Source organism: Desulfolithobacter dissulfuricans (genome assembly GCF_025998535.1).
GTDB lineage: Bacteria > Desulfobacterota > Desulfobulbia > Desulfobulbales > Desulfobulbaceae > Desulfolithobacter > Desulfolithobacter dissulfuricans.
Genome location: NZ_AP024233.1, coordinates 3,423,548 through 3,443,288, shown reverse-complemented (window position 1 = coordinate 3,443,288; position 19,741 = coordinate 3,423,548). Strand labels below are relative to the sequence as shown.

Sequence of the window (19,741 nt, the reverse complement as noted above, 5' to 3'; positions counted from 1 at the left end):
AGGACCTGTCACGGCATACCGCCGATAGCGTGCCCCGTCCCGTCGGACGGCTTGTGTTCAGTCTGCCAGGTGTCCATAGATTCCGGAAAACCTTCAAATAAACTTCATCCCTTCGCAACAGATATGGCTTTTGGCTCATAACTGCCCCCAACGAACCAGGCCGTTGGGTCATCCCGGTTTTATCCTCCACACTGTTACCAGGCTTCACAGGCCGGAATTTCATCACTACTACGGAATCATCTGCCACCTCACACCGCTTCGATCCGCCTTGGATTTCTCCTTGTGCTTCTCTTTTTCCGCTTAATGCGGAAACAGTGCAAGGCTTCCCCGGTTAAGGCGAACTCCCTGTGAGCGACCACATCCTCAATCACGTATCAGGACTGACCAGGTATCGGGCTTCGCGCTATTTAGGACGCTTACCCTCCTGATACGCCGAATCAGGTTCGCTTGCGCTATGTGCCGCTCACTTCCTATCGCTTCCTTCAGACCCTGCCGTTACCAGCAACGCCCTTACGATTCGGATTGTCTTCCCCTGGTCAGGGTGACGCCTGCTTAACACAGGCTGGGTTTGCCCGCCATGCCGGGCAAACTAAAAAACGCGGCCATGGAACCAGTCCATGTCGCCGCGTTCGAAACGTCCGGGCAGGGACGTCTATTTTTTCCGGACCCACTTGCCGTTGACCTTGATGTAGTTGCCTGGCCGGGTCTTTTCAATGGCCTTTTTACCGGCCAGCTTTTCCACCACCGCCAGGTCGGTGCCGTTTTTTTTGGCTATCTCCAGATACCTGGCCCGTCGTTTTTCGTTGATAGTCGTAACCAGGCTGGCAACCTCCGCGGTCGGCGTTCCCACCGCTTCCAGATAGCCGGAAGGTGTTTCCCCCACCAGTCCCTGATCCTTGGCGCTCTGCAGGTCGATGGCCAGCCCCGGTCCGGCCAGCAGCATGATGGAGACGACCAGCAGCAGGGCCGCCAGTCCGGACAGCAGCCGGGAAGTGTGGCCATGGCCTGCGATGGAAAGATGTCTGAACAGATGTTTCATGTGCAACCTCCGATTATTTCCTGCTTTCCGCCTGTATCGGCGGCAATAACGTATCAGAACAGACCACTGTCTTCGCTGAGAACCTGGTCGATTTCCCGGTCGATCTTCACCCGGATCTGATGCTCGATCTTGATATTCATATTGATGGTGATCGGTTCCCGGGGCGCTTCCACCCGCACGGTGGGCGAACATCCCGCCGCCAGAGCGACCAGGCAGAAAAGACAGGTGTATCTTTTGTAATGCAGCATTATGATCCCTCGTCTCAACATTAGGCGACCGAGAAAAATTGTCTTTTCGCCTGATCTCAGCGTTATGCTCAAAATTTTATCCTCGGAATATCAGCTAGATGCCTGCGGTAAAATTTTTCACATGCCTTGATTTCAAACGAAAATCCTAATTTTTCAAGGCTGCCATTAGCCTTGTTCCGGGTTGCAGGTCAGCGCTCCTGACCATTGCCGTACCCCTCTTCAACCCGTCTGGATATATCCGTGTCTATCTCTTCTGTATAGCGCAGACTCCGCAGGAGAGAAAGCAGATTCTGACTGGTGTTTATATTGAGATGCACCGGCCGGCGGGCATCCAGTTCCGGGCTGGTGCCCTTGAAATGGAAGTTGAGATCCAGGGTTCCGTCCGGGAGATAACCGACTTCGATTTCCAGGTCCCGGTAATGGAGTTCCCTCAGGGCCCTGAGGGTAATCCCGGTGAGCCCCTGGTCGCTTACCCCGGAATTCCGGGGCCGGTACCTGATCTCTCCGCCCGGGGGCTCGGCAACCAGCCGCCCGTCAGTAACAGTTACCTCGCTGCCCCGGAGCCGCACCGGCAGCAGGCCGCCGACCCGGCCGCGCACCTGCAGGTCGGATACCGGGTAGACTTTGAGGATCTCTTCCAGATCCAGATGACGCAGGGTCAGGGTGAAATCAGCCGAACGGTTATCCAGGACATAGGTGATCCGCGGGGTGGTTATAAGCCCGTTGAAAAGCGTGGCATGCAGGTTTTCAAGGACCAGCTCCAGGCCGCCGTCCTTCCCGGTCTGCAGCTCTGTGAAGGCCTCCACTCCAGTCAGCTCGATCCTTCCCGGCAGCACAATTTTTTCGCAGCGCACCGAACCGGGCCGCAGGGTGGCGGGCCCGGGAACCAGACGCAGCCGCACTTCCTGATCCAGGCCAGAAAAATGAATTCCCTTGCCGACCACACCTTTGCCGCCAGAGATTCTGACACTGGTGGTGCACCGCGATCCGGCGGCCGGAGTACGCGAAAAGACGCCATCGAGCTTCAGTTCCCCCTGCACCAGATCCACAGGTACCGGCCAGGGAGTGACCAGACGGCTGAGTGGACTGTCCTGAGCGGGAACAATGGGCTCCGTTGTCCTGAACTCGCCGTGCGTCCGCCCGGTTTTCGATTCCAGGTCCAGGGTCATGACCAGCCTTCCCGGCAGGAGCTCCGGCGACAGAGCCATCTCGAAAAGGAGGTGGCGGTCATCGCCCCGGAAGGTGCCTTCAAGATTCGTCAGGGTTGTGGCATAAGGCCCGCCGATGGACAACTGCGGACTGCGGATAGCTGCCTCTACTTTCCAGGAACTACCCGTACCTTCCAGAACATCGATTCGAATATCCAGGGGCTCGGCCGCCTGAACCTGCCATGGTGCGCGGCCAGCGCCGGTCGTGCCCAACATCCAGCTGGAGGATGCCACCTGCCAGGAAAACGGTGATCCGGTTGCCCAGAGGATACTGGCGTCCTGTGCCGGGTAGAGCCGCAACTCATCGGCCCGGAGAGTGTCCAGTCGGCACCCCGAGGCCTGGACCTGGAAATCCTGGCCCAGCTCAAGGTGCCACTGCTTGTCCTCCAGGGCTAGCCGAAGACTTGGTCGGACCGTGACCCTGGCCAGCTCCAGTTTATCCCGGGTCAGCCCTGTGACCTGCCAGTGGTTCTCCGGATCCAGTCGCACCTGCCAGTGGCCGTCAATCCGTTCCACCCGCCCGGCCAGGCCCAGACTGACCCGGCCTATATGAAGAGCGGATCGGCGCAGATCCTGGAGCTCGAGATGCAGGTCACGGCCAAACCTGATCCCGAAATCCTCTTTCTCTTTACCGGTGAACTCCAGGGTTCCGACCAGGTTGAGGGAGCCGATATCAAAACCTGGTACCTGCAGCTTGTCGGCCCGGGTATCGACCCGGAGCGCCAACCCGGAGCCGGGAGCGAGCGGCAGGCTCGCCTGGCCCTGGAAATCGCCACCAAGAGGGGGCAGAGGATAGAGCGGTGCAAGCCATTCCCGGACCGCGTCCAGGTTTCCCTGCCAGACAAATGCAAGTCGCTCACCCTGCTCTTCCTGAAGGGCCAGGGTGACGGCGGGATGATAGCGGGACTTGAGAATCAGCCGGACTTCCAGCCCCTGCTCCCTGGCCAGGGAAAGGTGGAGGTTGCGGCGGATGGATGGCAGGGCGACATCGGCTGAGAGACGGCCTGGGTCATGGCGGATAGTGAGGTTGACCACCAGGTTGCCAGGAGGCAGACCGGGCAGACCGCGGAAAACAAGACGGTCGATACGGAGGTATTGCAGGGGAAGCCGCTCCAGCCAGCCACCCCGGATCAGGGTCCGGAGACCGGAGAGATCCATGGGCTCCCGGGTCGAGGTGGTTGCCCGGGGCTGAAACTCGAGAATGGCCGAGCGGACGGTGACCTGCTCAAGCCGTTTCCTCTTCCATACAGTGTTCGGCCGATAGGTGGCGTACAGGCCGCTGAGCCGGAGATGAAGGCTACCGCCGGGTACAACCGCGGTGAGGCGCAGCCGGTCGATGGAAAACGAGGTGGAGTCCAGGTCCGAGACCACCACCTGGACCCGGGAAAACCCGGCCCGCCCGAGGAGGCTGGTCGCCAGGGAGGAGACCAGCCGGGCGCGCTCCAGCCAGAGCACGCCGCCGGCCACAACCAGGATCAGCAGGAGAAGACCAGCGAATCGACGCATGACCGGTTTCCAGTTTCAGGTAAAGGACAGGCAACCCCTGACTGTCAAAAAAAACAGCCTGGGCCACCCTGCCCGGGCGCGACTTACCCTTCCATACACCAGGAATAGGCGTTTCTGAACATCTGCAGCCAGGGCGAGACTTCCAGATCCTTTTTCATGGACATGGGCAGCCAGTGGCACTGCCAGGGCAGAAAGGCCCGCTCCGGATGGGGCATCATGGCCAGGTGGCGGCCGTCGGGCGAACAGAGCCCGGCCAGGCCACCCGGCGAGCCGTTGGGATTGAAGGGATAGCGCTCGGTGGGCGTGCCCGAGTCGTCCACGTACACCACCGGGACCAGGTTCTGTTCCAGGACCTGTGCGTGCACGTTTGCATCCGGGAAATGAAGCCGCCCTTCCCCGTGATCCACATGGATACCGAAGACCAGCTCCTCCATGCCACGCAACATGATGGCCGGGCTGTCCTGAACCCTGACCGTCACCCAGCGGGATTCGAACCGGCCCGAGACATTACGGACAAAGCGGGGCTGCTGCCCGGCATCCAGTCCCTGCCAGGGCACCCAGCCCATGAGCCCGAAAAGCTGGCAGCCGTTGCAGATCCCCAGGGTGAAGGTATCGGGCCGCTCATAGAACCCCTGGAACATCTTCTGCAGCCGTTCGTTGAAGAGGATGGTCGCCGCCCAGCCCTTGGCCGATTCCGGGACATCGGCATAGGAAAAGCCGCCCACCGCCGCCAGGCCGCGGAAACCCTCCAGGTCCACCCGGCCACTCAGCAAGTCGGTCATGGTGATATCCCAGGGCTCAAATCCGGCGGCATAGAAGGCCGAGGTCATCTCCCGGTCCGAGTTGGACCCCTCGTCCCGGAGGATGGCCACTTTAGGCTTTTTCGCGGCCTGCAGGAGAGAGGCCGGGGCCGGCTCAGGAGTAAAGGGAAGCTGGTAGGATGGCCCACTGCGGTCATAGATGGTTTCCCGTTCCTCGTCGGCGCAGGCCGGATTCACCTGCAGCCGTTCCAGCTGATAGGAGGTCTCCTCCCACCACTGGCGCAGCTCGCGCATATCCTCGTCGAGGACAGTTTCCCCGTTGACCCGGATGCGTACCTGTTTGTCGGCCTGGCTGCGGCCCAGGATAGTTACCGGAACCTCTCTGGCCGAGAACACCGCCTGAACCGCGGCAGGATCATCACATTCCATGACCAGACCCAGCTCCTCGGCAAAAAGTTGCTCCAGGGCAGAGCCCGGGCCTTCCAGTTCCAGATTCAGGCCGCAGTTGCCGGCAAAGGCCATCTCCAGGACCGTGGTGATCAATCCACCGTCGCTGCGGTCGTGGCCCGAGAGTAGCAGGTCCCGGTCCAGGCATTCCTGCACCGCCTCAAAGGCGCGCCGGACCAGGAGTGGATCGTCCAGGTCCGGAGAGGTGTCGCCGACCTGGCCGAGCACCTGGGCCAGGGCCGTACCGCCGAGGCGGTTCCTGCCCTGCCCCAGATCGACAAGGATCAGGGTGGAGCCGGGGTTTTTGATATCCGGGGTCACCACCCGGGTGATGTCAGGCATGGCACCGTAAGCGGAGATAACCAGGGCCCGGGGTGATTTGACTGTCTCCTCGCCGATCATGGTGGCCATGGACAGGGAATCCTTGCCGCCGTCCACCGCCATGCCCAGCGGGATCATCACGTCCCGCATGGCCTTGGCCGCATCATAGATGGCCGCCCCCTCTCCTGGCAGCTTGGGGGCCCACATCCAGTTGGCCGAGCACTTGATCTCCTCGATATCGCGAACCCGGGCCCAGACCAGGTTGGTCAGCGACTCACCCACCGCCATCCGCGCCCCGGCTGCCGGATCCACCAGCATCTTGATCGGCTGCTCACCGATGGCAAAGGCCCCGCCGCTGCGGCTGAAGTGGGACTGGGCCACCACGGCTACGTCACTGACAGTGAGCTGCAGCGGACCGCAGCACTGCTGCTGGGCAATAAGGCCGGTGACGGCCCGGTCCACCTTGTTGGTCAGAAACCGCTTGGAACCCACTGAAACGAGCCGCAGCACGTTGTGCAGGGCCTCGCGCACCTGCAGTCCCTCGGGAATCTCCAGGGGGCGCAGGCCGGGATCCACGTGGTTGTCGGTGAAGGTCTTCTGCGGGATATCACCGAGCAGTTCGTTGAGCTCCAGGTCCACGGGGGTGGAATCGTCACGCTCGTCGTGAACCACGAAGCGCAGGTCGCCGGTCACCTCGCCCAGGACCTCGCAGGCCACCTTTTCCCGCTCGCAGATAGCCTGGAATTTTTCGATATTTTCGGGACGGATCAGGAAGCCGTTGCGCTCCTGATACTCGGCCACATAAATCTCCAGCACCGACATGGTGGGATCCCCCACCCGGATGTTGCGGATCTCGATCCGGCCGCCGGAATGCTCCACCAGCTCCTTGAGCACGTTGGCCGGACCACCGGCACCCTGGTCATGGATCACATCAACAAGCGTCTTGTCACCCATCTCGTTGCAGGCCCGGATGACCCGGTTCATCTTCTGCTCCATCTCGGCGTCACCACGCTGGACAGCGTCAAAATCCAGCTCGGATACATTTTCCCCCTGGAGCATGGAGGAAGCCGCACCACCGCCGAAGCCGACCCGGTAGGCCGGTCCGCCCACCTGGACAATGAGCATACCCTTTTGTTCTTCACCCTTTTCCGTATGCCGATCGTCTATCTGGCCGATACCGCCGGTGAACATGATGGGCTTGAGAAAGCCCCACCGTTCGCCCGAGGGCAAGCGCATGTCAAAGGAACGGGTAAAACCCTGGATCAGCGGCTCGCCGAACTTGTTGCCGTAATCCGAGGCCCCGTTACTGGCCTCGATTTCAATCTCCAGGGCCGAAGCCAGGTTGTCTGGACAGGGCAGCGGCTGGCCGTTTTCATCGCCTTCCCACTCCATCTCGTAGCCGGGGATGTGGAGGTTGGCCACGCAGTAACCGGCGGTGCCGGCGCCAACAAAACCGCCCTTGCCGGTGGCCTGGACGTCGCGTATCCGGCCCCCGGTCCCGGTCTCTGCCCCGGGAAAAGGGGCAACGCCGGTGGGAAAGTTGTGGGTTTCGGCGGTGAAGATCACGTGATAGGTGGGACTGACAGGGTTGAAAGGCGACGGCTCTCCCGGCTGCAGGGGATAGATGGTGGAGATAGTGTAGCCGCGCACAGCGCTGGAGTTGTCCTTGAAGGCGATGACCGAGCCCTTTGGGTTGGCCTTGAGGGTGTCGGTGACCAGGTCGAACAGGGTTTCCTCCTGTTCCTGGCCGTCGATCACCTGGCGTCCGCGGAAAAAACCGTGCCGGGAGTGCTCGGAATTGGCATTGTTGAGATCCATGATCTCGACAATGGTGGGATTGCGGTGGTGCTTGTTGACAAAATAGTCGTAGTAGAAATTCCGGTCCCGCTCATCCATGGATATGCCCGGGATCTCCAGGAGCGCATCGGGTCCCTTGCCCATGAGATCCACCTCATAGACCGGTTCCGGTTCTATGCCTGTCTCGAAGGTGGTCAGCGGCTCGGGATAAGGGCACTCGGTCATCCGGTCGTGGTGGGCCTGGACAAAGGCCTCCATATCCTCGCCCTCCGGGACCAGGTAGCGGCGGGAACGCTCCATCCTGGTGATGCAGTCCAGGCCGGTGGCCCGGCAGATGGAGACCATGTTGGAGGACCAGGCAGTGGCAAAGTTGAGCCGTGGCCCCACCTCCACCACCCGTTCGCCGGTCAGGGTCGGCATGTCGGTCACGGTTTCGGGCAGAAAACCCTCGGCCAGCAGCAGTCGCAACCGGTCAAGCTCGTCTTCGCCAAGAGCGCGACTGGACTCCACGTTGAAACAGTATTCGAAATCCCTATCAATTTTTCTATACAGCTGACTGACAATACTACCCATGATCCCTTTCCTTTGGTGGTGAACCCGAAATTCTTTTTCCCTGGTACCGGAGCCACGGCTGTGACCGTTTTTTCTCCGTTGGATTTTTTTTCTATATTGAACTGTTGTAACTCAAACCGGGCGCGTTTCATATCGCCACAGGCAACACGCCATAAGAAAAACTACCTGTAATCATATACCTTTTGCAAGGTACCGACTGCAGAAACACCTGACTTGAGGTTGTACCCGATTTAGACCAACTCGGCCATAACAGTGTTGGCAAGCCGCAGACCTGCCGGGGTCAGGCGGAGATACTCTCCGGCCCATTCCACCAGGCCGGCCTCCCTGAGCCGTTCAAGCACCGGCCCGTAGAACGTCTCGATATCCAGGCCGAAACGCTCCTGCAACCTGGTCCGCGAGACCCCCCGCACCAGGCGCAGCCCCATGATCACGGTTTCCCGGAAGCGGCCCTGCCGGTCCAGGGTCTCGCTGTCCACCCACACCCGGCGCCACCCGTCTCCGGTTCCCCCGTCCAGCAGGAGGCGGCAGTAGGCGGCCACGTCCTCGATAGCGGCCATCCGGGTGTTGGCGAGAAACGATACCGCCCCGGGTCCGATGCCGATATAGCTGGAGTTGTCCCAGTACTTCAGGTTATGGCGACAGGCAACACCAGGCCGGGCATAATTGGATATCTCGTAGCGGCGCAACCCGGCGGCCGCGGTTTGCTCTTGTGTCCACTCCATCATCTCACAGATGATCTCTTCCGGGGGCAGATGCAAGTCCCCCTGCCTGGCCCGGAGATAAAAGGACGTGTTCTCCTCCAGGGTCAGCTCATAGATGGAGAGATGGTCTGGTTTCAGTGCCAGGGCCTGCTCCAGGGTCCGGCGCCAGGAACAGAGGTCCTGCCCCGGAAGACCGAACATCAGGTCCAGGCTCAGGTTGGAAAAACCGGCCTGCCGGGCCCAGGTCACCGTCTGCTCCGCCTGAGCCCGGTCGTGGATGCGGCCCAGGCGCCGGAGTTCGCCGTCGTCCAGGGACTGGACTCCGATGGAGATGCGGTTGAACCCGGCCCGTCGCAGGGAGAGGAGGTCGTCGCGATCCACGGTGCCGGGATTGACCTCGAGGGAAACTTCCAGCGATTCCCCGGGCGTATCGAACAGTTCCAGGCTGGTGGAGAGCAGGTCGGCCAGGAGATGGACAGGCAGGACCGCCGGTGTCCCGCCACCGAAAAAGATGGTGTCCACCGTGCGGGGCCGGGATATCTCCTCCTCCCCTGCCCCGGCCGCAAGACGCTCCATCTGGATTCGGGCTGCGCGGACATAGCGTTGCTGCAGCTCCCTGTTGCCGCCTTCGGCAATGGAAAAAAAACTGCAATAGGGACACTTGCGCTCGCAAAACGGCACATGGACATAGAGCCCGGCGGCCTGGACTGGTTCAGACAAGGGAGCTGGTGAGCTTTTGGCATTCATCCCGTATGCTATCCATCAGACCGCGGTCGGCAAAACTGTACACCTGGTCCCCCTGGCCGATAATCAGATGATCCAGCAGCCGGATATGCATGAAGGAACAGATCAGGTACAGGGTCCGGGTGAGCTGTTCATCCTGACTGGATGGCCTGAGATTGCCCGAAGGATGGTTGTGGGCGATCACCAGGGCGGCGGCGTTGCGGTCCAGGGCCGCCTTGACCACCTCGCGGGGGTAGACGGTATTGACAGTCAGGGTGCCCTCCGAGAGCACCTCGGTGTCAATGATACCATGGGCCGCATCGAGGTAGAGGACGGTAAAGATCTCGCGGGAGAGGCCCCGCATGGAATGGATCAGGTAATCGGCCACCTCCCTGGATGAGGAGATATAGTTCCTGCCCTTGATCCGCTGTTTAAGATAGCGCCGGGCTACGCCCTGGATAAAGTGCAGGGCAAAGATGTTTTTCGGACCAATTCCCCTGATCCGGCGGAGACGTTCATAGGGAGCGTCCAGGACCGCGGGCAGAGAGCCCAGTTCCTCCAGCGCCGCCCGGGCCGGTTCCTTGCAGTCCCGGCGCGGAGTGCCGAAGGTGAGTAGCAGCTCGATAATCTCGGAGTCGGAAAAGGCCTCGATACCCTGGTCAAGGAACTTGTCCCGCAGCCGCTGCCGGTGGCCTGCTCCCCTCTCCTGCCAGTCTTTCTTGTCCAAGGGCTCCAGTGTCGTGTTATGATCTTTATGGTGTTCCGGGATGACGGATCGGCCAGAGCCCGCCGGGTTCTCTACCAGCTGTCCCGGCCGGGTTACGACAGTTCCTGCTGGAAAAGTTTGTTGGCCAGCTGCGGATTGGCCTGGCCCTTGGTCTTTTTCATGAGCTGGCCAACAAAAAAGCCGATCACCTTGGTCTTGCCCTCCCGGAACTGCTGGGCCTGGGCCGGGTTGGCCTCGATGATCTCCCGGACATAGGTCAGGAGCTCACCCTCGTCGCTCATCTGCGCCAGTCCCTTTTCCCTGACGATCACCTCAGGGTCGCCTCCGGACTCGAGCATGTCACCAAAGACGGTCTTGGCTATCTTGCCGGAGATGGTCCCCTCGTCCACCATGGCCAGCAACCGGCCGAGATGGGCCGGATCCACCGGGCAGGAGCCGATGCGCTCCGGTCCGTATTCCCGGAGCAGTTCGGTACCGATGAAGTTACTGAGCTTCTTGGCATTGGCAAACACGGCCAGGGCGGCCTCGAAAAAATCAGCCAGCTCCCTGGAGGCGGTAAGGAGAGTCGCATCGTATTCCGGCAGCCCCATGGTCTCCATGAACCGCAGCCGCCGGGCATCGGGCAGCTCCGGCATATTCTCCCGTATCTCCTCGATCCAGGCCTCGTCCACCTGGACCGGAACCAGGTCCGGATCAGGGAAATAACGGTAATCGTGGGCCTCCTCCTTGCCGCGCATGGGCTCGGTTCGACCCCGGTCCGGGTCCCACAACAGGGTCTGCTGGATCACCTCGCCACCGTCCAGGAGGATATCGCGCTGGCGACGAACCTCGTACTCCAGGGCCAACTGGACATTGCGAAAGGAATTCATGTTCTTGAGCTCGGTGCGGGTACCGAATTCCTCCTGCCCCACCGGACGCAGGGAGATATTGGCGTCACAGCGGAACGAGCCCTCCTGCATGTTGCCGTCGCAGATATCGAGATAGCGGACAATGGCGTGCAGTTTGCGCAGGTAGGCGGCCGCCTCTTCCGGTGAGCGGATATCCGGTTCGGAGACGATCTCCAGCAGCGGGGTTCCGGTCCGGTTGAGATCCACGTAGCTGACCGGCTCCACCTCGTCGTGGACCAGCTTGCCCGCATCCTCTTCCATGTGGATCCGGGTGATACCGATGGATTTGCGGACCCCGTCCACCTCGATCTCGATGCGTCCGTGCTCGGCGATGGGCAGTTCGAACTGGGAGATCTGGTACCCCTTGGGCAGGTCCGGATAGAAGTAATTTTTCCGCGCAAACCGGTTTTCCCGGTTGATAGCCGAATCGGTGGCCAGGGCCAGCTTGATGGCCGAAGCAACCACCTCCCTGTTCAGGACCGGCAGCACCCCGGGCATTCCCAGACATACCGGGCAGACGTGGGTGTTGGGTGGAGCGCCGAACTCGGTGGAACAGGAACAGAAAATTTTGCTCTTGGTCTTCATCTGGGCGTGGATTTCCAGCCCGATTACGGTTTCAAAGTCCATAAATCCAGATTGCAGGTTGACTGTTGTGGGCAAAATGGCCGGGGGGCCAGGATCACGCTGTGGCCTGGTTCACCCAGTCACGGATATTTTTCAGTTCAGCGGGCCACAGGTCCGAGACCCGGATTTCAAGAAACATACGGTAGAGCTCGTCGATGAGCCCTGTCAGTTCTTCCAGGAGGCTGATCCGCTCCAGGATGCGTCCTTCCAGGGACTCCGGGTCATCACCCTCATCGCTGGCGGCCACAGTTTTGGGCAACCGTACATTGCGAAACTCCATGGTCGCGGCGGTCAGGGTGACACTGAATTCATTGTCGCCACTGGCCAGGCGTATTCTCGCCTGTTCCGGTTTCTTGCCCATGAGCAGACCGGCCCGCGCCTCGCGCAGTTCGGTCTGCAATCCCCGGCAGATCACCTTCTCGCTGGCCTCACCCTCACCATACTCCAGAAGCATATGTTTTTCAAAGACCACGAGAATATCGCCGCGGCCCGGAATCTCGACGCTGCCGCCGCGCTCCTCGGACTTGTACCAGAGCCAGGCCAGGAATTCCTGGCCCAGAAATCTTTTTTCCTGTATGAGATCAACTAAATCCATTGGTTTCCCTTATCCGGTTCCACGTGAAACATGGGTGAATTTTTCGTGCCGCATCGAATGGTCCTTCCGCATGAAAAAAGAGCTAGGCCCCTCGGGAGGAGCCGGCACGTATCGTCCGTACAATACGAAGCTCTATGCAACTCTGCCCGCCCCCTGTCTGGCCTCCAGAAACGCCCCTACATGAGGATGGCCGGCCGGACATCATCGAGTCTCGCCGCCCGGTCCTCATCGAGCAGGTGCAGGGCCGTATTCCACGGGATCTGCAGGACGATGGACATGTCAAAGGTGTCGCGGAACAGCTCCTCGAGCAGAACCATGGCCTTCTTGGAGGTGGAAAAGAACAGCAGGGTGGAGTTGGCCAGGTTCCAGCAAAGGTCGTAGACCACCGGGATGGGCGGCGCCTTGCGCACCAGCTCGGTGCGGACCCGCTCCTTTATCTCCAGACGTACCGACCGGCTCAGTTTAGGAACCTGGCGTTCGGCCCGTACCCGCTCCTCCTCCTTGAGAACATACTTCTTCAGCACTGCCGACGACACCTTGCGTTCATCGATCCGCATGGACAGGACCACATAATCACCGGCTGCATAGGAACCATAGGCAAAATCACTGTCAAACATGTTGGCCACCGATACCCAGCCAATGGAATATTCATCCAGGGTATCGTCGATATCACGAAAGGAATGGGCTGCCACCCGTTCAGCGACAAAATCCCAGAAATTCCCAGGTGGTGGCTCTCCTTCCACTGAAAACCGCATAAACGATGCGGATCCTGTTATAAAACCCATAACTTATACCACTCCGTGGAGTTCCGTCCCACCAGCCTTCCCCCTGCCAACACGACAGCAGGAGTACCTGGGAAATCGGAACAGTTGCATATTTCGCCAATACTTTGTATTCTGACGTCCTGATATAGCAAACGCCTGTCCAGCCAACAAGGCAAATCCGCACTGGCCGGGTCGACGGTCAGAGCTGGCAGGTGCGGATTTGAAAAGAAAAAAAACAGGTTCTTTTCTGTTGACAGATTTAACAGAAAAGGGTACAGAGTCTACTCTCTGAATAGGGGGTCGTTAACTCAGTCGGTAGAGTATCTGCCTTTTAAGCAGAGAGTCGCTGGTTCGAGCCCAGCACGACCCACCAAAAAGACATTGCGGAACACGTCCCCATCGTCTAGTCAGGTCCAGGACACCGGCCTTTCACGCCGGCAACACCGGTTCAAATCCGGTTGGGGACGCCATTCGTTTAAACCGGTTATGACCAGTGTCATAACCGGTTTTTTTTAAGGCGCTCCAGAATACCGCGTATCCCCTGCCCTTCCCTGTCAGTCTACCCCATCCGAATCCAAAAAGAGCCCGTACAGGCTTGCTTCCACTGGGCATGACATGCCTAGTGTTTCTCTGTTTTCAGCCATGGCCGGAAGCCAGACTGACAGGTGCACCACGGGAGTACTGCCACAACGGTCTGTTACCAATCAGTGTAGAACGCGGTTTAACCCGAGAACGTCCTCCCCCGTTCCCGGTGTCACAATCCATCCCCTGAATAGAGTCCGGTGATTTTCGGCCACATGGTCAGGCACCGTCTGTGATGGTCAAGGTGTTCATCACCGGACCTGCCCTGAAATAGCTCCTGCAAAACCAATAAATAGTTATTATATCAAATAGTTACCTACCACCACCCTTCCCCGTCCCGCTCCCGCTGGAGCACGGTATCCTGGCGGAAATGGAAATCATCCCTTTCAGGATAATCCACCATGTAGTGCAGGCCGCGTGATTCCTTTCGCCGCCCGGCACAGCGGATGATCAGTTCGGCCACCACGGCAATATTGCGGAGCTCTACCAGGTCAGGAGTAAGGAGATAGTCATGGAAATGTTCCTGGATCTCTTCCAGAATCGGACCAAGACGCCGCCGGACCAGTTTCAGCCTTTTCTCCCGCCGGACAATTCCCACGTAGTTCCACATCAAGCGCCGTATCTGATCCCAGTTGTGACTGATGAGGACATTTTCCTCGATGGACCGGGCCTTGCCGGTCCGCCAGTCTGCCACCTGTACCTCCCCGCCCTTTCCGACAATATTCTCCCACTGGTCTCGCAGCCAGAGAGCCGAGCGATGGGCAAAAACCACGGCCTCGAGCAGGGAATTAGAGGCCAGCCGGTTGGCGCCATGCAGGCCTGTACAGGCCACTTCCCCCAGGGCCAGGAGGTTATCCACAGTGGTCCTTCCCCACACATCCACCCGTACGCCGCCGCACATGTAATGGGCGGCCGGGACCACGGGTATGGGTTCCCGGGTTATATCCACCCCATACTTCTTACAGGTGGCATAGATGGTGGGAAACCGCTCACGGACAAAATCGGCTGGTTTATGGCTAATATCCAGATAGACGCAGTCCGCTCCCGAGGCCTTCATTTCCGCGTCAATACCCCTGGCCACCGCATCCCTGGTGGCAAGATCTCCCCGGGCATCGTACCGGTGCATGAAGGGCTCACCCTTTTCATTGATAAGGATGCCTCCTTCACCTCGCACTGCCTCGGAAATAAGAAAATTCTTGGCCCGGCGGTTAAAAAAACAGGTTGGATGAAACTGAACAAACTCCAGGTTGGCCACCTCGGCCCCGGCCCGGTAGGCCATGGCCAAACCATCACCGGTGGCAATATCGGGATTGGTGGTATAGAGATAGACCTTGCCACAGCCGCCGGTACAGAGCACTGTCACAGCAGCCTGCCAGGTCTCCACCTCCATGGTGCATCGATTCAGGACGTACGCCCCCAGGCACCGATCCCGACCATCCGCCGATTGCCCCTTGGCCTTGGACTCCAGCAGCAGGTCAATGGCGAGGTGATCTTCCAGAACTTGAATATTTGGATTTTCCTCAACCCTGGTCAGCAGCGCCCGTTCAATTTCCCGACCGGTGAGATCAAAAGCATGGGCCACCCGGCGGGCCGAATGCCCCCCTTCCATACCCAGATCAAATTCCTCACCACCCTCTCCCTTCTGGAATGCGACCCCGAAATCCACCAGCTCCCGGACCCGTTCCGGTCCCTCTTCCACCACCAACCGCACCACTTCCTCGTTACAGAGTCCGTCACCGGAGCGCATCGTATCAGCCACATGCAACTCGGTTGAATCCACTCCGGACAGGACGGCCGCCACCCCACCCTGGGCCAGATTGGTGGCCGTGTCCGCCCTGGCCTTCTTGGTTATCAGCGTCACCCTGCAACGATCCGCCACCTTGAGGGCAAAAGAGAGCCCTGCCACTCCACTGCCGATGACCAGCACATCTGCTCTATACATAAAGGTATCCCGTATGTTTCATGGAAAAGAACCGATGTTTCACGTGAAACATCGAGAAAAGGGTTCACCCGAAAAAGAGAGTATAGTATACTCCCGGCAAACACAGTCAACAAGTCTACGGTATTAGTCCATGAAAAAACTGCAAACCAAAATCGTTGCCCTGGCCAACCAGAAAGGTGGGGTGGGGAAGACCACTACAGCACTGAACCTGGCCGCAGCAGTGGCCGCCAAGGGTAAAAAGGTCTTGCTGGTGGATTCCGATCCCCAGGGTAACGCCTCCAGCGGGGTAGGGGTCTTTAAGTCCAGTGGAGACAAACATCTCTACCACTGCTTCATGAATGACAGAGAGGCGGCAAGCTGTATCATGGCGACCGGTCAGAAAAATATGGATATCCTGCCGGGTTCCATCGATCTTGTCGGGGTGGAAGTGGAACTTATCTCGGTGAAAAACCGTGAAAAACAACTTGCTAGAATCCTCAGGCCGGTAAAGGACAGGTATCACTTCATCTTTATAGACTGCCCGCCATCTCTCGGACTGTTGACCATCAACGGTCTGACTGCGGCGGATTCAGTTCTGATCCCTCTGCAGTGCGAATACTTTGCCCTCGAGGGACTGGCCCTGCTGGTGGAGACCATCCGCAAGGTCAAGAAGGGTCTTAACAGGGGTCTTTTTATCGAAGGTCTCCTGATGACCATGTATGACCGCCGTAACCGGCTCACCCACCAGGTGGCCAGCGAGATACAGAAACATTTCGGAGACCTGGTTTTCAAGACCGTGATCCCGAGAAATGTACGTCTCAGTGAAAGCCCGAGCCACGGCAAGACCATTCTTGAATATGACAAATCAAGCACCGGCGCCAAGGCCTACATGAAGCTGGCAAATGAATTTCTGCGACGGAGTAAATAGACCATGAGCAGCAAGAGCGTACTGGGCAGGGGAGTGGAGGCGCTGTTATCCGACGACCCTTTTCAGGAAGAGGGAGATAAATTTTTTCTTTGTGATATTGACAAGATAGAACCAAACCCAAACCAGCCACGCAAGTACTTTGACGAGGAAAAACTGGAGAAACTGGCCGATTCCATCCGGGAGAGGGGGGTGATTCAACCCCTGCTGGTCAGCCCGGGCAAGGGCAACAGGTACATCCTGATCGCCGGGGAGCGGCGGCTGCGGGCAGCGCGGATGGCCGGTGTGGATGAGGTCCCGGTGGTGGTCATGGATTCGGGCACAGACAATGAAAGCCTGGAACTGGCCCTGATCGAGAACATCCAGCGCCATGATCTCAATCCCATCGAGGAGGCCACGGCCTATGCCCGGCTGATCGACGAGTTCGACCTGACCCAGGATGAGGTGGCCAGGAAAGTGGGGCGCAAGAGGTCGACCATTACCAATGTCCTGCGGCTGCTCAACCTTCCTGAATCCATCCAGCTGGATGTGGCCCAGGGAATACTGTCAGAAGGGCATGCCAGGGTTCTGCTGCGGATCAAGGATGATCCGGAGAAACTGCAGGAAGTCAGGAACCGGATCGTTTCGGAGAAACTCTCGGTTCGTGAATCCGAGAAGATATGTCGCCAGAAAAAGGTCAAGAAGACACCCAGGTCCACCCCAAGTAAACCCAGGCAATCCGGTGATGAGCTGCCGCAGACCTATTGCAAGGCCCTGGCGACCCAGTTGACCAACCACCTCAACACCAAGGTTCGGATCATTCAGAACGGGACCCGGGGCAAGCTGGAAATTGAATACTACTCAAGCGATGACCTGGACAGACTGGTGAGCATGCTCACCGGCTGATCCAAAGGGGAAGAGTAGAAGTGGAGGTAGGTGGTCTCTCGATCCCGGCTCAGGTCAGTCGGAGCGAAGCGATCCGGATGAGACGAAAGGCTGGTACCAGTCTTCAGGGATTCCGGGTTTTAACCAACCATGATTCTTGTTTGGAATTCTTGAATAATTTTCAAAAAACAGCTAGATAAGTGCAATATTGGTCTGGAGAGATTGAACGATCCGGACCTTCAACAACCTTCGGACGATGAGGTGATGTTATGGCCCTCATGCAGATAACCATCATTCCCCTTGGCACCGGAACTCCGAGCGTGGGCGATTATGTGGCCGATGTGGTGCAGCTGCTGGAGGACAAGGAGATACCCTATGTGCTGAACGACATGGGCACGGTCATCAAGGGGGAGGTGCATGAACTCCTGGAACTGGCCGGCCAGCTCCATGAGCTGCCGTTTATCAGTGGCGTGGAAAGGGTGGTTACCCAGATCGTCCTTGATGATCGGCGGGATGTGCAGCGGACTCTCGGCGATAAACAGCGGGCCGTGCGCAGGCGACTGGAGGAACGATCAAGGTGAAGAAAAAATCCCAAGTACGCAAGAGTCCCTTTATCCTGATTACCCTGTTTCTCTTCATGTGGCTGATAGGGGTCAGCCTGGGAGAACCGACCAGGGTGCTGGAACAGGCCTGGTCCATCTGCCTGGCCTGTATCGGCATAGGGTAGACCGATGGAAAAGATACGCATATGGGTCCAGCTGCTCTGGGCCATGCTGGTCAATGGCTTCCTGGGCTTCCCGAGCACAGGGAATATTTACCAGGGACCACTCAAGGTCATCTGTTCCCCGGGGCTCAACTGTTATTCCTGTCCTGCCGCCACCACCTACTGTCCCATCGGCAGTATTCAGCAGCTGTTGCTTGGAGTCCGGTTTTCTCTGCAGACCGGCCAGTACTATGTGGGAACCTTTGTGGTCGGCTCCATCGGTCTTCTGGGAGCGGTCTTTGGGCGATTCATATGCGGCTGGGCCTGTCCGTTCGGGATGATACAGGAACTGCTGCATAAGATACCGTCACCGAAGTATGGTATTCCACCCATACTCAACTGGGGAAAGTATCTCTTTCTGGTCTTCTTTGTGGTTGTCTTTCCCCTGGTCCTGGTGGATCAGTTCGGCCTGGGACAACCGTGGTTCTGTAAATACGTCTGTCCGGCCGGCTCGCTGGAGGCAGGGATTCCCATGATCATCCTCCAGCCTGACCTGCGCTCGACCCTGGGATGGCTCTACGTCAACAAGATGGCCATCCTCGCCGGCTTCATATTCTGGTCTGTGGTCTCCTCGCGCCCATTTTGCCGAACCACCTGTCCCCTGGGCGCCTTTTACGGCCTGTTCAACCGCTTCCGGCTGATTAAGTTGCAATTAGACCCGGATGCCTGTACAAAATGCGGGGCCTGTCATACAGTTTGTCCGGTGGAAATCAGGTTCAACGAGACCCCGGACAGCCCGGAATGTATCAGCTGCATGAAATGTCTGACCGGGGCGTGCAGCTTCAACGCCATTTCCCTGGAAGTGGCCGGCTTCCCGGTGAGCGGCAAAACCAGTCGAAAAAAGGCGTCCACCCACACCTCTGTGGGGGATAACTGAGAGAAAAAAGAACAGGACCACCTCCGGTTTAAAGAGAGCGGTCCAGGAATCTCTCCGGACCGGAAAATACCTTCTGACACATTTTATACCCATGCGACGACTGCTCTGTATCATTCTCTTTCTTCTGGTAGCTTCAGGGAGCACCGCGGCCATGGCCGAAATGGTGGCTATCAGCGGCAACAATGTGAACATGCGTTCCGGACCGGGAACAAGATACCGGGTCCTGTGGATCCTTGGGGAAGGCTTTCCCCTGAAGGTGCTTAAACGGTCCGGCAACTGGCTCCGGGTCAAGGACTTTGAGGGCACCATTGGCTGGGTGAACAAAAAACTGGTGAATCGAACCCCGCACATGATCGTCAAGGTCCACAAGAATTCAAAGAAAAGGATCAATGTCCGCAGTGGACCGGGTACCAAGTATCGAATTGTTGCAAAAGCTTACTACGGAGTGGTATTTAAGACGCTGGACCGCAAGGACGGCTGGGTCAAGGTCGAACATCCCAAGGGGGTGACCGGCTGGATCAAGCGCAGTCTGTTGTGGGGATTTTAGCCCGCCTAGCGCCATGGCGACATGGACGACCTGCCGGGAAAAAAGGACCTGGCACCGGGAAGAGCGAACAAAATACAAAAACCCGCTCCTCGAGAACGAAAAGCGGGTTTGGATATCATGGCGGAGAGAGAGGGATTCGAACCCTCGGTGGAGTATAACCCCCACACTCGCTTAGCAGGCGAGCACCATCGGCCAACTCGGTCATCTCTCCGAAATACAAGTAATTGTTTGGCGGAGGGAGTAGGATTCGAACCCACGGTACTTTCGTACAACGGTTTTCAAGACCGCCGCCTTAAACCACTCGGCCATCCCTCCAGACATGGAGCTAAATACCATTTCAC

16 protein-coding genes and 4 tRNA genes are annotated in these 19,741 nt (G+C 58.5%); 8 read left to right on the top strand and 12 right to left on the bottom strand.

Going from position 1 to position 19,741, the window contains the following annotated elements; all coding sequences use genetic code 11:
• Positions 1–652: 652 nt before the first annotated feature.
• The 9 genes from GF1_RS15425 to rdgC all read right to left on the bottom strand — a co-directional run bounded on the left by GF1_RS15425 (position 653) and on the right by rdgC (position 12,942).
• A complete protein-coding gene (locus tag GF1_RS15425; RefSeq protein ID WP_267927444.1) occupies positions 653–1,039 on the bottom strand; it encodes a YdbL family probable chaperone protein in 387 nt (128 codons plus the stop codon).
• Between the two features lie 53 nt (positions 1,040–1,092).
• A complete protein-coding gene (locus GF1_RS15420; protein ID WP_267927443.1) occupies positions 1,093–1,287 on the bottom strand; it encodes a YnbE family lipoprotein in 195 nt (64 codons plus the stop codon).
• 188 nt (positions 1,288–1,475) lie between these two features.
• Positions 1,476–4,001 (bottom strand): intermembrane phospholipid transport protein YdbH family protein, encoded by a 2,526-nt coding sequence (locus GF1_RS15415; protein WP_267927442.1) that lies wholly within the window; start codon positions 3,999–4,001, stop codon positions 1,476–1,478.
• Positions 4,002–4,084: 83 nt separating this feature from the next.
• Positions 4,085–7,900: a phosphoribosylformylglycinamidine synthase gene (purL, locus tag GF1_RS15410; protein ID WP_267927441.1), complete on the bottom strand. Its 3,816-nt coding sequence runs from the start codon at positions 7,898–7,900 to the stop codon at positions 4,085–4,087.
• Positions 7,901–8,130: 230 nt separating this feature from the next.
• Positions 8,131–9,321 carry a radical SAM family heme chaperone HemW gene (hemW, locus tag GF1_RS15405; protein ID WP_267927440.1) on the bottom strand — a complete coding sequence of 397 codons (1,191 nt, stop codon included), beginning with the start codon at positions 9,319–9,321 and terminating at the stop codon, positions 8,131–8,133.
• Positions 9,314–10,051 (bottom strand): RadC family protein, encoded by a 738-nt coding sequence (radC, locus tag GF1_RS15400; RefSeq protein WP_267927439.1) that lies wholly within the window; start codon positions 10,049–10,051, stop codon positions 9,314–9,316. Before radC ends, hemW begins: the two co-directional genes overlap by 8 nt.
• 92 nt (positions 10,052–10,143) lie before the next feature.
• Complete coding sequence (gatB, locus tag GF1_RS15395; RefSeq protein WP_267927438.1) at positions 10,144–11,565, bottom strand: Asp-tRNA(Asn)/Glu-tRNA(Gln) amidotransferase subunit GatB; 1,422 nt, start codon at positions 11,563–11,565, stop codon at positions 10,144–10,146.
• Between the two features lie 52 nt (positions 11,566–11,617).
• Entirely contained in the window at positions 11,618–12,157 is a 540-nt protein-coding gene (locus GF1_RS15390) for a hypothetical protein (RefSeq protein WP_267927437.1), read from the bottom strand.
• A gap of 176 nt (positions 12,158–12,333) precedes the next feature.
• Positions 12,334–12,942, bottom strand: a complete 609-nt coding sequence (rdgC, locus tag GF1_RS15385; protein ID WP_267927436.1) for a recombination-associated protein RdgC — start codon at positions 12,940–12,942, stop codon at positions 12,334–12,336.
• 276 nt (positions 12,943–13,218) lie between these two features.
• On the opposite strand from rdgC, the gene GF1_RS15380 reads away from it, so the two are divergent.
• Together GF1_RS15380 and GF1_RS15375 are read left to right on the top strand one after the other, a co-directional pair.
• Positions 13,219–13,294: transfer RNA gene (locus GF1_RS15380), tRNA-Lys, on the top strand.
• 19 nt (positions 13,295–13,313) lie between these two features.
• Positions 13,314–13,391: transfer RNA gene (locus GF1_RS15375), tRNA-Glu, on the top strand.
• 428 nt (positions 13,392–13,819) lie between these two features.
• Here the strand turns inward: GF1_RS15375 and nadB are convergent.
• Entirely contained in the window at positions 13,820–15,445 is a 1,626-nt protein-coding gene (gene nadB / locus GF1_RS15370; protein ID WP_267927435.1) for an L-aspartate oxidase, read from the bottom strand.
• 130 nt (positions 15,446–15,575) lie between these two features.
• Between nadB and GF1_RS15365 the strand changes: the two genes are divergently transcribed.
• From GF1_RS15365 to GF1_RS15340, 6 genes are all read left to right on the top strand, one after another.
• Complete coding sequence (locus tag GF1_RS15365; protein ID WP_267927434.1) at positions 15,576–16,352, top strand: ParA family protein; 777 nt, start codon at positions 15,576–15,578, stop codon at positions 16,350–16,352.
• A gap of 3 nt (positions 16,353–16,355) precedes the next feature.
• On the top strand, positions 16,356–17,234 hold the full coding sequence (locus tag GF1_RS15360; RefSeq protein ID WP_267927433.1) for a ParB/RepB/Spo0J family partition protein: 879 nt from the start codon (positions 16,356–16,358) through the stop codon (positions 17,232–17,234).
• 248 nt (positions 17,235–17,482) lie between these two features.
• Positions 17,483–17,794, top strand: coding sequence for an MTH1187 family thiamine-binding protein (locus tag GF1_RS15355; RefSeq protein WP_267927432.1), 312 nt, complete (start codon positions 17,483–17,485; stop codon positions 17,792–17,794).
• A complete protein-coding gene (locus tag GF1_RS15350) occupies positions 17,791–17,940 on the top strand; it encodes a CD1871A family CXXC motif-containing protein (protein WP_267927431.1) in 150 nt (49 codons plus the stop codon). Before GF1_RS15355 ends, GF1_RS15350 begins: the two co-directional genes overlap by 4 nt.
• Positions 17,941–17,944: 4 nt before the next feature.
• On the top strand, positions 17,945–18,853 hold the full coding sequence (locus tag GF1_RS15345; RefSeq protein ID WP_267927430.1) for a 4Fe-4S binding protein: 909 nt from the start codon (positions 17,945–17,947) through the stop codon (positions 18,851–18,853).
• A gap of 91 nt (positions 18,854–18,944) precedes the next feature.
• A complete protein-coding gene (locus tag GF1_RS15340) occupies positions 18,945–19,400 on the top strand; it encodes an SH3 domain-containing protein (RefSeq protein ID WP_267927429.1) in 456 nt (151 codons plus the stop codon).
• Positions 19,401–19,518: 118 nt separating this feature from the next.
• Here GF1_RS15340 and GF1_RS15335 read toward each other — a convergent pair.
• Together GF1_RS15335 and GF1_RS15330 are read right to left on the bottom strand one after the other, a co-directional pair.
• Positions 19,519–19,611 (bottom strand) — tRNA-Ser (locus GF1_RS15335).
• 18 nt (positions 19,612–19,629) lie between these two features.
• Positions 19,630–19,715, bottom strand: a tRNA-Ser gene (locus tag GF1_RS15330).
• Positions 19,716–19,741: the final 26 nt, after the last annotated feature.